We start from the raw sequence: 12,665 nt of genomic DNA, 5'->3' as shown, positions 1-12,665 counted from the left end.
GGCCTGCCGGATCACCTGGACGTCACCGAAGAAGGAGAAGTTTCCCATGCCCCGTAAGAGTGTCGCGGTCACGGCCCTGCTCGCGGTGTCCGGTCTCGGCGCGCTGTCCGCCTGCGGCACCACGGCCGACGACGCACCGCCCGCGGCCGTGCAGATCAAGCCGCAGGCCGCCATCGAACAGCCGAAGCTGGTCGCCACCGAGGTCGAAGGGGTGGGCCAGGTGCTCACCGATCAGACCGGGAAGACCTTGTACCGCTTCGACAAGGACACCTCGAAACCACCGAAGTCCAATTGCGACAATGCCTGCGCCACCGCCTGGCCGCCGCTGCTCGCCGACGGCGCGCCACAGCTGACCGGCGTCGACGAGAAGATGGTCGGCACGGTGACCCGCACCGACGGCACGAAGCAGGTGACCGTCAACGGCTGGCCGATTTACCGGTTCTCCAAGGACACCGCGCCAGGCCAGGCGACCGGCCAGGGCAAGGACGGTGTGTGGAGCGCGGTGACTCCCGCGGGCGGCAAGGCCGTCAAGAGCGGCGAGAAGAAGTCCGAGGAGGCCGCCACCGCGCTCAACGCCGCGGAGGTCGCCGGGCTCGGCCAGGTGATGACCGACCAGAACGGCATGACGCTGTACCTGTTCACCAAGGACGGCGCCAAGCCGCCGCGCAAGGCGACCTGTGAAGACGCCTGCGCGAAGACATGGCCCCCGCTGCTTTCCCAGGGCGAGGTGAAGATCAACGGGGTCGACCCGAAGCTCATCGGCAAGGTGAAGCGGTCCGACGGAACCGAGCAGGTGATGATCGGCGACTGGCCGGTCTACCGCTACTCCAAGGACACCGCGCCCGGTCAGGCCAACGGCCACACGGTCGGGAACACCTGGTACGCGATCGAGCCGAACGGGTGCAAGGTCGCGGCCGACAAGAAGCCGGCCGTCGTCGAATCAGCGACGAGCGCTCCCGCTCCCCCCGACGGGAATGGAGGTTACTGAAGTAGCGACAGGTAGCACCCCACCACCCCGACTCCGGCCCGGCGGGTAGCGCCCTGCCCGTCGGGCCGGACCATCATCCTCGGCGGTCTCACTCTCCCAGCCCCCCGAAGACCGCCGGGCCGGTTGGCGCCGGGTAGGAGGACGCCTCACTTCTCACCCGGCGCCGTTCCAGGACGCCTTCCCCGCTGCCAGCGCGGGGAAGGCGTCCTTCTCTGTGGAGCTCGTGCGCGTTGCGGGCGGTTATTGAGGGGAAGGCCAAACATGGCGTGTCGCAGGGCAGCTGGGTGAGGGCCTCCCTCACCCAGCCCGAGTGGGTCAGGGCCTCCCTCACCCGAATATCCGGGTGAGGGAGGCCCTGACTGCCCGGATTGGGTGAGGGAGGCCCTCACCCAATCCGGGCTACGCGGGTAGTCGGGCGAGCCTGCCGAGTGGGGAGTCGTGAGTGTTCGCCGGTTAGAACCGGCCATACCACTCACGACCCCCATGCCCAAGCGTCGTTCAACGCCTCAAATCCCCCTCAGTCAAGCTGCTTGTCTTGTTCGGCTGGGGTCGTGAGTGTTCCGGCCGGTTAGAACCGGCCGGAACACTCACGACCCCTCGGTGCCTAGGCGCGGTGGTGGACCTCGGGCGTCCCGTAGACGGGGGTCGCGATCCCCTCATATCGGGCTTTCAGTTGCAGCGCAAGGTAAAGCGAGTAGTGCCGCGACTGGTGCAGGTTCCCGCCGTGGAACCACAGGCCCTCCTGCCTGGTCGGCTTCCACATGTTGCGCTGCTCGCCCTCCCACGGCCCCGGGTCCTTGGTGGTCCCCGAGCCCAGCCCCCAGCACTTGCCGACCCGATCGGCGGTCTCCTGGTCGACCAGGTCGGCCACCCAGCCGTTCATCGAGCCGTAGCCGGTCGCGTAGACCACCAGGTCGGCGGCCAGCTCGGTGCCGTCGGCGAGCACCACGGAGTCGCGGGTCAGGTGGTCGACCTGGCCGTGCGCCAGTTTGACCTTGCCGTCGGCGACCAGCTCCGACGCGCCGACGTCGATGTAGTAGCCGGAGCCGCGGCGCAGGTACTTCATGAACAGGCCGGAGCCGTCGTCGCCCCAGTCGTGGCGGAAGCCCGCGGCTTCGAGGCGGGCGTAGAAGTCCTTGTCGCGCTCGCGGATCGCGTCGTAGACCGGGCGCTGGAAGTCGGCCATGATCCGGTACGGGATGGACGCGAACACCATGTCCGCCTTCTCGGTGGTGACCCCGGCGCGGACCGCGCGCTCGGAGTACAGGTCGCCGAGGCCGAGGTCCATCAGCGAGTCCGACTTCACCACGTGCGTGGACGAGCGCTGCACCATGGTCACGTCCGCGCCGTGCTCCCACAGCGCCGCGCAGATGTCGTGCGCGGAGTTGTTCGAGCCGACCACCACCGCCTTCTTGCCCGCGTAGGCGTCCGGTCCCGGGTGCCGCGACGAGTGGTGCTGGTCGCCGGCGAACACGTCCATGCCGGGGAACGACGGCACGTTCGGCTTGCCGGACATCCCGGTCGCGAACACCACGTGGCGCGGGGTGAGCACGAGTTCCTCGCCCTCGCGGACCACGGTCACCAGCCATTGCCGCCGCTCGGCGTCCCACGACGCGGAGGTGACCTCGGAGCTGGTCCAGTACGGCACCTCCATCAGGCGCGTGTACATCTCCAGCCAGTCGCCGATCTTGTCCTTGGGCGCGAAGACCGGCCAGTTCTCCGGGAAGGGCAGGTACGGCAGGTGGTCGTACCAGACCGGGTCGTGCAGGCAGAGGTTCTTGTACCGCTTGCGCCACGAGTCGCCCGCGCGTTCGTTGCGCTCGAGCACGAGTGTGGGCACGTTCAGCTGGCGCAGGCGCGCGCCGAGCGCGATGCCGCCTTGCCCGCCGCCGATGACCACGACGTAAGGCTGCTCCTCATACCCGAGGCGAGACGCTTCGTCGGCGCGCTTCTCCGCCCACGACTTGCGTCCGCGCACCACGCCGTGTTCGACGCCCTTGGGACGGCGATCCCGTTGCTGCTCCTCGAAACCGCGCAATTCGCGCAGGCTCGTGAGGAACGTCCACGCGCCCTCTTCCTTGAGCCGGAGATGGCCTTTGCCGCGTCCCGCCGCCGTCTCGAACTCGAACCAGGCATCGGTGATCCCGCCCGCCTCCGTCGGCGGCTCGGTGGTGCGGAAGCCGGACGGGTCGATGTGCTCCAGGCACGCGGACAGCAGGTCCTGCACGCCTTCGCGGCCCTCGACCGTCTTGATCGTCCAGGTGAAGGCCACCAGGTCGCGCCAAAAGCCGTCGACGGCGAACAACGCGGCCGCCGCCTGGGTGTCGCGGGCGGCGAGTGCCGCTTCGAACTCGCTCAGCCAGGCGTCGGCCCGGGCTTGCGGCGTCGCCTGCGCGTCGGTCCGGCCGACCGTCTGCGTCATGTCCACTCCCCTGCCTCGGTGATGTGCTGGAAGCCCGATCACACGCCCCGGCGCCCGCGCGCGGCAAGGGTTGCAGCGTGTTGCACGGCTTGGCCGCACGCGTGCGGCGACTTATGCTCGGGCGACGCGAGGGCGCGGGAGGTGACCGATGAGCACGCACAGCTCGGTCCCGCCGGGCGCCAGCCTGCCCGCGCATGCCCGTGACCTGGTCCGCATGCACGAGGCCGTCATCGGCGGCGCGCGGCCACGCGTGCCGCCCCGTCCACTCGTCTCCCGCTCGTGGTCGCGCGCGCTCGGTCACGGCCTCGCCGCCGACGGGATCAACGCGCGCGCGTCGATCCCGCTCGAAGAGGTCGAGCACCGCCGCGAGAGTTCGCCGTTGCGCCAGGTCATCGGCGATCTCGGGCAGGTGATCGACAGTACGTCCATGCTGCTGGTCGTCACCGACGCGCAGGGCGTCATCCTGTGGCGCGCGGGGTCGCCCGCGATCCGCCGCCGCGCGGACTCGCTCGGGTTCTCCGAAGGCGCGGACTGGACGGAGTCGACGGTCGGCACGAACGCCATCGGCACCGCGCTCGCCGAGGCCGCGCCGGTCGAGTTGCTCAGCGGCGAGCACTTCGAACAGAACCAGCACCCGTGGTACTGCTCCGCCTCGCCGGTGCACGACCCGCGCACCGGCGAACTGCTCGGCGTGATCGACGTGAGCGGCCCGGCGCTGACGTTGCACCCGGCGATCGGCGCGCTGGTCGAGACCGGCCGCAGGCTGGTGGAGGCCGAACTCTGGCGGCACCACCGGGAACGCCTGGATCACCTGCGCCGCGCGGGCGAGCCGTTGCTCGCCGCGTCGACCGGCCCGGCGCTGCTGATCGACGACGACGGCTGGGTCGCCACCGCGACCGGCATCGCGCCCGGCGAGCGGGTGGCCGCGCCGCTCGACGGGCAGGTGCTCGCCGTGCCCGGCCTCGGCGCGTGCCTGCCGGAGCGCGTCGCGGGCGGCTGGCTCGTCCGCCGCGCCGACGCGAGCCGTCACGTCCGGCTTGACCTCGAACTCGGGCGCTCCCCGGCCTTGCGGACGCAGGCGGGCGAGACCGGCTGGCGCCGCGCGATCACGCCTCGCCACGCGGAGATCCTGACGCACCTCAACGCCGCGGGCCCGGCAGGACTGTCCGCCGAAGCGCTCAGCCGCGCGCTTTACGGCGACGCCGACCATCTGGTGACCGTGCGCGCGGAGGTGTCGCGGATGCGCCGTCTGCTGGGAGCGATCGTCGACACCCGGCCCTATCGGCTGGCCGACGGAGTTGTGCTCACCGTGCTGGAGTCGTGAGTGTTCCGGCCGGTTCTAACCGGCCTAAACACTCACGACCCCGGCGGGGCTACTTGTCTTGCGGGCCGAGGATTTCGACTTCGCAGGCGCGCTCGATCTTGTCGGCGTCGGCGGGCTGGTTGCTGGAGCCGTAGTGCCACGGCGATTCGCTGTCACCGACGTTCTCCACGACGTTCATGCCGCGGTCGTTCATGCACTTGACCCAGCGGTGCATGTTGTCGCGATACGCCGGGTTCTCCGAGTCGAGACCCCACGCGGGCAGCGGCAACTTGTTACGACAGGTGTCGCCCGCAGCTTTGTGGTCCTTGCTCCACTGCTCGGCGCCCGCGATGGAGTTCGGCTGGGTGTCGAGGTCGGCGCCGTTGGCCTTCATGCAGGCCAGCCACGGCGCGATCATCCGCTTCGACTCCTCGGGCGTCTCGTCGATGCGGTGACGCGGGCGTTCACCCTCCACAGTGGACGTGGGCGCCGCGCTGCTGCTGGTCGTGACCGACGACGAGATCGTCGCGACCTCGGGTTGCCGGGGATCCTCGGTGGAACAAGCGGTCAGCAGGAGCAGCGAACCGGTGATGAGCAGTGTCCTCATGGAAACCTCCAGGTCAGGTGGACGCGAGTGCTTGGGTGGGGGTGAGCCGGGCCGCGCGGATCGACGGGTGCAGGCCGGCCGCGGCGCCGACGACGATCGCGCCGAGCACGCCGCCCGCGACCGCGAGCGGCGGGATCACCGGGGGCCAGCCCTGATACGTGGCGTACCCGAGCGCGGCGAGCACGCCGATGGCCGTCCCCGCGAGGCCGCCGAGCACGGACAGCGCGACCGCTTCGGTGAGGAACTGGCCGCGGATCTGGCCCCGGGTGGCGCCGAGAGCGCGGCGCAGGCCGATCTCGCGGCGGCGTTCCAGCACCGAAATGAACATCGTGTTGGCGACGCCGACACCGCCGACCAGAAGCGCTATCCCGGCCAGGCCCAGGAAGAGGGCCGAGAAGGTGGTTTCGGCGGCGCGTTTCGCGGCCAGCGCGTCCGAGGGCCTGCTGACCTGGATCATGCCCGGCAGCTCGGGGTACAGCGTCGCGGGCAGCACGGCGCGGACGTCCTCCAGCGCGGATTCCCTGGCTTTGACGTACATGACCGTGGGGTGGCCGTCGAAGCCGAGCTGGGTGCGTGCGACGCCCCAGCCGACCATGACCGCGCGTTCGATGTCCGGCGCGAGCGGCATCGGGTCGAGGATGCCGATCACCGTGAACCACGAGTGTCCGATGTAGACGACCGGTGGCCTGCCCGGCACGAGCTGGTTGATGCCGAGCCGGGACGCGGCCACGTAGCCGAGCACGACGGCTGGCAGGTTTTCGGTGGACTGGTCGAGGAAGCGCCCGGTGTGGACCTTGCCGTTGAGCGCGTCGAGGAGGCCGAGGCTGCTGGCGAGCACGACCAGGCCCGAGCCGTCGGCGGGATCGGTTTTGTCGGACCTGCGGACTACCGTGTGAGTGTTCGCCACCGCGGCCGCGTTCGTCACCGGGCCGATCCGGCCGACACCGGCCAGTGCGGTCTCCGGCATCCGCACCGGCTGGTTGGGCGCCGGTTCGGCGCGCAGCATGTTCGTGCCCAGAGAGGAGAGTTCGGTGAGCAGAGCGGCCTGACTGGACGCCGGGATGCCGGTGACCACGATCATGGTCGCGATACCGATGGAGATGCCCAGCGCCGACAGCGCGGCACGGGTCTTGCGGGTGCTGATGCCCAGCAGCCCGAGCCTGAGCAGGTCGGACAACTTCATAGCAGGCTCCCGTCCCGCATTTCGACCTGACGCGGCAGCCGCGCGGCGATGTCGCGGTCATGGGTGATGACCGCGATGGTCGTGCCGTCGGCGTTGAGCGCCATGAGCAGATCGAGCACGGCCAGGCCGTTGGCGGTGTCGAGCGCGCCGGTCGGCTCGTCGGCGAGCACGAGCGAGGGCGCGTTGACCACCGCGCGGGCGATCGCGACGCGCTGGCGTTCCCCACCGGAGAGCTGATGCGGCAGGTGGTCAGCTCGCGCGGCCAGCCCGACGCGGTCGAGCGCCTCGAGTGCGAGTGCGCGGCGACGGCGACGTGGCACGCCCGCGTACAGCAGCCCGGTCGCGACGTTCTCGGTCGCGTCGAGGCCGTCGATGAGGTGGAACTGCTGGAACACGAAGCCGAGCCGTCGCCCGCGCAGTGCGGAAAGGCGCCGGTCCGGCAGCCTCGTGACGTCCTCGCCGCCGATCTCGACCGTGCCGCGGGTGGGCAGGTCGAGCGTGCCGATGATGTTGAGCAGCGTCGACTTGCCCGAGCCGGACGGCCCGACGATGGCGAGCAGTTCGCCTTCGCCGATGGTCAGCGTGACGTCGTCGAGCGCGGTGACGTCGCCGGGGTAGATCTTGCTGACCCCGCGCAGCGCGAGCACCGGGGTCATGAGGCGGTCACCACGAGCATGCCGGCCGCGATGCCCGCGCCGCTGATCTCGACCTTGTCGCGGGAGAACATGCCGGTTTTGACGGCCTTGAGCGTGCCGTCGGGCAGCTGGACGGCGTAGCCGCCTTCCCGCAGCGCGAGCAGCGCGCCGACGGGGACCGCCAGCACCCCGGCGTGGCTTTCCATGGTGATCTGGACCTGCACCGAAGCCGAGTCGAGGTCGGCGACGGCGCCCTCGTCGTCCGGGGTGACGGTGATCGAGATCTTGGGCGGGCCTTGCTGCTGCTGGTCTTTCGAGTCCTCGACGGTGGTGCTGACCGCGGTCACCTTGCCGGGGATCTCCTTCGCGTCCGGCCGCACGATCGTCACCTCGGCGCCCGCCTTGATGGCGGCGACCGAGCCTGCCTCGACGGGCACGGTGATCACCTTGTCGGTCGGGGTGACCGTCATCAGCGGCCCGGCCGCCGGGTCGCCGAGCACGGCGGACACGGTGTTCACCCGGGTTTTGCCGGGGAGCACGACGAGCTGGCCGACGCCGAGCGTGCCGGTGTCGTCGAGGCCTGCCTTCTTCTGCCACTTCTTCACCGCCTCGGACAACGTGGCCGTGTAGGCGGTCTTGGCGCGGTCTTTGGGCCGGGTGCCGACCTTGTAGCCGAGCGCGGCGAGGTTGTCGGCGACCATCGCGACGTCCGTGCCGGTCAGCTCCGGGTTGTCGAGGGTGCGGAACAACGGCGTGTCGCCGTAGAACACCGGCACCGGTTTGCCGTTGACCGCGTAGAAGGATTCGCCGCGCGCGGCCGTGTCGCCCGGCTTGGGCAGCTTGGTGACGATGCCCTCCCCCGCGCCTTTGAGCGTCTGGGGCGTTCCGAAGCCGAGGGTGCCGGTGAACGTCCGGCTGTCGGTGAGGTCGGTCTGCTCGATCGCGACGGTCTTGACCGACGCGGGCGGGCTCGCGGCGGGTGCCTTCGATTCGCCGTGCGCGATCACCACGAACCCGCCCGCGACGAGCGCGAGCACGACGCCCGCGGCGAGCGCCCATTTCCACTTGACCATGGCCGACACTCTCGGCGACGGATGTCAGCGACTTGTCAGGAACCGGTTCGCGACCGGTGTTCGTCCTAGGTCGTGTTTCTCGGATCTGGTGCGTGAGAGTCGTGATCCAGGTTGTTCCTGGCGGTGCCGTGGTATCGCCCTCGTACCGGGTTGTACTCGGGTGATGGCGCGGTGCCGCCAGGGACGACCTGGGCGCGGCTATCGCGTGCCCGATCCGAGAAACACGACCTAAGATCACGGTCATGTGCGCCCACATCGTGCTGGCCGAGGACGACGAGAAACAGGCCGAACTCGTCCGCAGATACCTGGAGCGGGAACGGCATTCGGTCGTGGTCGTGCCCGACGGGCGTGCCGCACTGGACGAGGTCCGCCGCGCCTCACCCGACCTGCTGGTGCTCGACGTGATGCTGCCCAAAGTGGACGGTCTGGACGTGTGCCGGATCCTGCGCGCCGAGTCCGACGTGCCGGTGCTGATGCTCACCGCACGGTCCACAGAGGACGATCTGCTGCTCGGCCTCGATCTCGGCGCCGACGACTACATGACCAAGCCGTTCAGCCCACGCGAGCTGATGGCGCGCGTGCGGACGTTACTCAGGCGCACCAGCCCGTCGACACGCCAACCGGGTGCGCCGGTCCGGGTCGGCACGCTCGTCATCGACCCGGTCCGGCATGTGGTGACGAACAACGGTCACCCGGTCGAGTGCACCCCGGGCGAGTTCCGGCTCCTCGAAGTGATGGCGTCGCAACCCGAACGGGTCTTCACGCGGTCACAGCTGCTGGAACAGCTGCACGGTTTCGACCGCTACATCACCCAGCGCGCCATCGACGTCCACGTGCTCAACCTGCGCAAGAAAATCGAGACGCAGCCCCGGAAACCGGTGTTGCTGGTGACCGTCTACGGCGTCGGATACAAGCTGACCGCGGGGCCCGCCGGTGCGCCGTAGCCTGATCGGGCGACTGCTCGCGGTGTCGGTGCTGGTGGCCGTCTGCTCGATCGCGGCGACCGCGTGGCTCGCCGCGCGCACCACCTCCGGCGCGATCCAGCAGGAGCAGGGCCGCGCGCTCGCCGACGACAGCAAGATCTACCAGGGCCTGCTCGGCTACGCCGCGACGCACAAGGGCTGGAAGGACGTCGGCCCGGTGCTCGCGAACCACGCGGAGTTCGCGGGCAGGCGCGTCGCGCTGACCACCACGGACGGGAAACCGATCGCCGACACCGGCACCGGCCCGTTGCCGACGAAACCGTCGGCGCTGGTCGACCCGCTCGCCGTGGACGCCGATCTGACCACCTCGGCCGACCGCATCGCGCCGCAGGCGACGGGGCCGTTCACGTTGCCGCCCGATGAGCTGGAGTTCCTCAACGTGGCCGCGGCCAGGGTGCTCGACTGTGTGCGGACGCGGTCCGGCCTCGGCTCGATCGTCACCGGGCCGAACGGGCATCCGAGGGTGACCGCGCCCGACGCGTTCGTCGTGTCCCGCTGCCAGACCAAGGATCTGGTCAACCCGACGAAGACCGAGCAGGCGGCGCTCGATCAACTCGACACGCTGACCAACGCCTGCCTGGACCGGCGTGGCCTGCCGCCGATCTCGGTCCAGCTCGATTTCAGCTGGCGCGAGAAGGGACCCAGGGTCGCGGCGCCCGCCGAAGACAACACCGAGGCGAACCAGTCGTGCATCACGACCGCGCGCCACGAGCAGCTCACGCCGTTCGTGGCGCCGCCCGCGCTGCTCTACATCACCCAGCCCGACGGCGACGCGCCGGCGGGGTTCACCCTCTCCCCCGACAACTGGCGCCGGATCGCGCTGGTGGCGGGCGGCGTGCTCGTGCTGGCGGTCCTGGTGACGATGCTCGCGGGCGCCCGGCTGATCCGGCCGCTGCGGGCGTTGACCCGCGCGGCGCAGCGGGTGGGTTCCGGTGACTCGTCGGCGCGGGTGGCGGTGAAGGGCAAGGACGAGATCGGGCGGCTGGCGGTCGCGTTCAACGAGATGTCGGACACCAGGCAGCGGCTGGAGGACAACCGCAAGACCATGGTCAGCGACATCGCGCACGAGCTGCGCACCCCGCTGAGCAACATCCGCGGCTGGCTGGAGGCCACCCAGGACGGGGTGAGCACCCTCGACGACGAACTGGCCGCGTCGTTGCTGGAGGAGGCGATGCACCTGCAGCACATCGTCGACGACCTCTTCGATCTGTCGCAGGCCGACGCGGGCGCGCTGCGGTTGCACCCGGAGCCGCTGGACGTGTCGGATCTGCTGAGCCAGGTGCGTGCCGCGCACAGCGCCCGCGCGGCGAAGGCCGGGGTCACGCTGGTGACCGAGGCCGCGGACGTCGAGCTGACCGCCGACCCGGTCCGGCTGCGGCAGGCGATCGACAATCTGGTCTCCAACGCCGTCCGGCACACCCCGGCGGGCGGCTCGGTCACCGTCACCGCGCGGGCCGACGCCGGCGAGGTGGTGATCGAGGTGGCCGACACCGGGACCGGGATCAGCGAGGAGGACCTGCCGTCGGTGTTCGACCGGTTCTGGCGGGCGGACAAGTCGCGGACGCGGCAGTCCGGGGGCAGCGGCCTCGGGCTCGCGATCGTCCGCAAGCTCGCGGAGGCGCATGGCGGGACCGCGACCGCTGCCAGTCCACCCGGTCAGGGAGCGGTGTTCACGCTGCGGCTGCCCGCGCGTACAGCGGTGCGGTGAACCGCGGGCCGAGGGCGCGGTCAGCGACCCGTCACTGCGCTCTTCGGGTGAAGATCCTAGGGTGGGCGGATGGCGAAGTACTTCGACGTGCATCCAGAGAACCCGCAGAAGCGTTCGATCGGCCAGGTGGTCGACATCGTGCGTGGCGGCGGCCTCATCGCGTACCCGACCGATTCGTGCTTCGCGCTGGGCAGCGCTCTCGAGAACCGCGACGGCATCGACCGCATCCGCACGATCCGCCATCTCGACGACAAGCACCACTTCACGCTGGTCTGCCACGACTTCGCCCAGCTCGGCCAGTTCGTCCACATCGACAACACCGCGTTCCGCGCGATCAAGGCGTCGACCCCCGGCAGCTACACGTTCATCCTGCCCGCGACCAAAGAGGTCCCCCGGCGGCTCATGCACCCCAAGAAGAAGACCGTGGGCGTGCGGATCCCCGATCACCCGGTGGTGCACGCGCTGCTGACCGAGCTCGGCGAGCCGATCCTGTCGAGCACGCTGCTGCTGCCGGACCAGGAGAAGCCGATGACGCAGGGCTGGGAGATCAAGGAGCGGCTCGACTACGTGGTCGACGCGGTGATCGACTCCGGTGAATGCGGCACGGAACCGACCACGGTCGTCGACTTCTCCGGCGGCGCCCCCGAGATCATCCGTTACGGAGCGGGCGACGCGAGCCGTTTCGAGTGAATTGATCGCGCCTTTCCACGGAAATCGATTCTCGCTGATCGCTCCGGCTTAGAGTATTGATTCGGTGTTTGTCTCGTCGTCATTTTCCCCGATTTCATGCGCCGCCGCGCACAGCGTGCTGGTAGGCGCGGAGTGCCTCGGGGTCGTCGATGCTGCCGTGGTGGTGGTACTGCCGCCATCCGGCGGCGGTGAACCGGAAATACCGGCTGGTTCGGATTCGCAGTGGCACGGCAGTGCCTTCGGGTGTCGTATAGCTCCCGGTTTCGGCGCCCGCGAACACGGCGTGGCTGTCGTCGAGGTATTCGACGATGTCGCTGAAGGTCACCTGGACACGGATCGGCCCGTGGAAGATCTTGTCGTAGAGGGCGGCGACCGCGTCACGGCCGCGGAGGATGCCGCCGACCGGATTGTTCAGCTGTACCAGCGGATCGTCGGCCCAGACCTCGGCCAGCGCGGCGCCGTCGCGTGAGTTGAGTGCGTAATAGAAGGTCTGCAGTGCCGCCCGTGCCCCCTCGGCGCCGTGCGCGGTGGCCGCGTCGAGCCGGTTGGCGGAGTCGGGTCCGTAGCGGTGGGTCGCCTGTTGTATCACCGGGTCTCCGATACAGTGTTCGATGGAGGTCGACCACATGAGTGTACGACGATCATCGAACACTGTGTCAAGCGCGCGCGTCCGCGGCTTGACGCACGTGGACCCCTCGGAGGTCTCGTTGCAGACCGCGCTGGACGCGCTCGCCGACCCGGTGCGACGCACGATCGTGCGCGAGCTGGCAGCCCATCGCGACTGGGCCAAAGCCTGCGGCACATTCGATCTGCCGGTCGGCAAAGCGACCCGCAGCCATCATTTCGCTGTGCTGCGTGACGCCGGGCTGGTGGAGCAGCGCGACGAGGGACCGCGTCGCCTCAACCGGTTACGCCGCGCCGAATTCGATCGCGCGTTCCCAGGATTGCTGAAACTCGTGGTCTCGGAAGGAATCACCCCGAATAGCACGGGGTAAAGTGAATAGATCTCGAAGGCGCGAGAAATCGATTCCCTTCGATCCGCCGAACTCAGGGTATTGACTCGATGTTGTATT

General features: G+C 69.6%; 12 protein-coding genes. 6 read left to right on the top strand and 6 right to left on the bottom strand.

Annotated features, from left to right (window positions below; genetic code table 11):
* The first annotated feature begins 46 nt into the window (after window positions 1-46).
* Complete coding sequence (locus tag BLV57_RS04810; RefSeq protein WP_091287880.1) at window positions 47-988, top strand: SCO0930 family lipoprotein; 942 nt, start codon at window positions 47-49, stop codon at window positions 986-988.
* 604 nt (window positions 989-1,592) lie between these two features.
* Here the strand turns inward: BLV57_RS04810 and BLV57_RS04805 are convergent.
* Entirely contained in the window at window positions 1,593-3,410 is a 1,818-nt protein-coding gene (locus BLV57_RS04805; RefSeq protein WP_091287024.1) for a flavin-containing monooxygenase, read from the bottom strand.
* Window positions 3,411-3,558: 148 nt separating this feature from the next.
* On the opposite strand from BLV57_RS04805, the gene BLV57_RS04800 reads away from it, so the two are divergent.
* Window positions 3,559-4,734: a sigma-54-dependent transcriptional regulator family protein gene (locus BLV57_RS04800; protein WP_091287021.1), complete on the top strand. Its 1,176-nt coding sequence runs from the start codon at window positions 3,559-3,561 to the stop codon at window positions 4,732-4,734.
* Between the two features lie 49 nt (window positions 4,735-4,783).
* Here the strand turns inward: BLV57_RS04800 and BLV57_RS04795 are convergent, their stop codons facing one another.
* Genes BLV57_RS04795 through BLV57_RS04780 form a run of 4 tightly spaced genes read right to left on the bottom strand, consistent with a single transcriptional unit; the run spans window position 4,784 to window position 8,211 of the window.
* A complete protein-coding gene (locus BLV57_RS04795; RefSeq protein ID WP_091287018.1) occupies window positions 4,784-5,320 on the bottom strand; it encodes a hypothetical protein in 537 nt (178 codons plus the stop codon).
* A 13-nt stretch (window positions 5,321-5,333) separates the two neighbouring features.
* On the bottom strand, window positions 5,334-6,503 hold the full coding sequence (locus BLV57_RS04790) for an ABC transporter permease (RefSeq protein ID WP_091287015.1): 1,170 nt from the start codon (window positions 6,501-6,503) through the stop codon (window positions 5,334-5,336).
* Window positions 6,500-7,159 (bottom strand): ABC transporter ATP-binding protein, encoded by a 660-nt coding sequence (locus tag BLV57_RS04785; protein ID WP_091287013.1) that lies wholly within the window; start codon window positions 7,157-7,159, stop codon window positions 6,500-6,502. The genes BLV57_RS04790 and BLV57_RS04785 overlap by 4 nt, the downstream gene beginning before the upstream one ends.
* Window positions 7,156-8,211, bottom strand: a complete 1,056-nt coding sequence (locus tag BLV57_RS04780) for an efflux RND transporter periplasmic adaptor subunit (RefSeq protein WP_091287010.1) — start codon at window positions 8,209-8,211, stop codon at window positions 7,156-7,158. The genes BLV57_RS04785 and BLV57_RS04780 overlap by 4 nt, the downstream gene beginning before the upstream one ends.
* A gap of 242 nt (window positions 8,212-8,453) precedes the next feature.
* Here BLV57_RS04780 and BLV57_RS04775 point away from each other — a divergent pair, with 242 nt between their 5' ends.
* The 3 genes from BLV57_RS04775 to BLV57_RS04765 all read left to right on the top strand — a co-directional run bounded on the left by BLV57_RS04775 (window position 8,454) and on the right by BLV57_RS04765 (window position 11,592).
* On the top strand, window positions 8,454-9,155 hold the full coding sequence (locus BLV57_RS04775; protein ID WP_091287007.1) for a response regulator transcription factor: 702 nt from the start codon (window positions 8,454-8,456) through the stop codon (window positions 9,153-9,155).
* Window positions 9,145-10,902, top strand: coding sequence for a sensor histidine kinase (locus BLV57_RS04770; RefSeq protein WP_091287004.1), 1,758 nt, complete (start codon window positions 9,145-9,147; stop codon window positions 10,900-10,902). Before BLV57_RS04775 ends, BLV57_RS04770 begins: the two co-directional genes overlap by 11 nt.
* A gap of 69 nt (window positions 10,903-10,971) precedes the next feature.
* Window positions 10,972-11,592: an L-threonylcarbamoyladenylate synthase gene (locus BLV57_RS04765; RefSeq protein WP_091287000.1), complete on the top strand. Its 621-nt coding sequence runs from the start codon at window positions 10,972-10,974 to the stop codon at window positions 11,590-11,592.
* Between the two features lie 94 nt (window positions 11,593-11,686).
* Here the strand turns inward: BLV57_RS04765 and BLV57_RS04760 are convergent, their stop codons facing one another.
* Window positions 11,687-12,181, bottom strand: coding sequence for a YybH family protein (locus BLV57_RS04760; RefSeq protein WP_245757152.1), 495 nt, complete (start codon window positions 12,179-12,181; stop codon window positions 11,687-11,689).
* A gap of 118 nt (window positions 12,182-12,299) precedes the next feature.
* Between BLV57_RS04760 and BLV57_RS04755 the strand changes: the two genes are divergently transcribed.
* Window positions 12,300-12,587 carry an ArsR/SmtB family transcription factor gene (locus BLV57_RS04755; protein ID WP_245757151.1) on the top strand — a complete coding sequence of 96 codons (288 nt, stop codon included), beginning with the start codon at window positions 12,300-12,302 and terminating at the stop codon, window positions 12,585-12,587.
* Window positions 12,588-12,665: the final 78 nt, after the last annotated feature.

The sequence above is a fragment of the Amycolatopsis xylanica genome, from assembly GCF_900107045.1.
Classification (GTDB): domain Bacteria; phylum Actinomycetota; class Actinomycetes; order Mycobacteriales; family Pseudonocardiaceae; genus Amycolatopsis; species Amycolatopsis xylanica.
The sequence above is the reverse complement of the archived record's forward strand: the minus strand, read 5'-3'. Positions and strand labels throughout refer to the sequence as shown.

Coding starts and splice junctions, on each gene's coding strand:
- BLV57_RS04810 (WP_091287880.1), top strand. CDS start 47: ATGCCCCGTAAGAGTGTCGCGGTCACGGCCCTGCTCGCGGTGTCCGGT.
- BLV57_RS04805 (WP_091287024.1), bottom strand. CDS start 3,410: ATGACGCAGACGGTCGGCCGGACCGACGCGCAGGCGACGCCGCAAGCC.
- BLV57_RS04800 (WP_091287021.1), top strand. CDS start 3,559: ATGAGCACGCACAGCTCGGTCCCGCCGGGCGCCAGCCTGCCCGCGCAT.
- BLV57_RS04795 (WP_091287018.1), bottom strand. CDS start 5,320: ATGAGGACACTGCTCATCACCGGTTCGCTGCTCCTGCTGACCGCTTGT.
- BLV57_RS04790 (WP_091287015.1), bottom strand. CDS start 6,503: ATGAAGTTGTCCGACCTGCTCAGGCTCGGGCTGCTGGGCATCAGCACC.
- BLV57_RS04785 (WP_091287013.1), bottom strand. CDS start 7,159: ATGACCCCGGTGCTCGCGCTGCGCGGGGTCAGCAAGATCTACCCCGGC.
- BLV57_RS04780 (WP_091287010.1), bottom strand. CDS start 8,211: ATGGTCAAGTGGAAATGGGCGCTCGCCGCGGGCGTCGTGCTCGCGCTC.
- BLV57_RS04775 (WP_091287007.1), top strand. CDS start 8,454: ATGTGCGCCCACATCGTGCTGGCCGAGGACGACGAGAAACAGGCCGAA.
- BLV57_RS04765 (WP_091287000.1), top strand. CDS start 10,972: ATGGCGAAGTACTTCGACGTGCATCCAGAGAACCCGCAGAAGCGTTCG.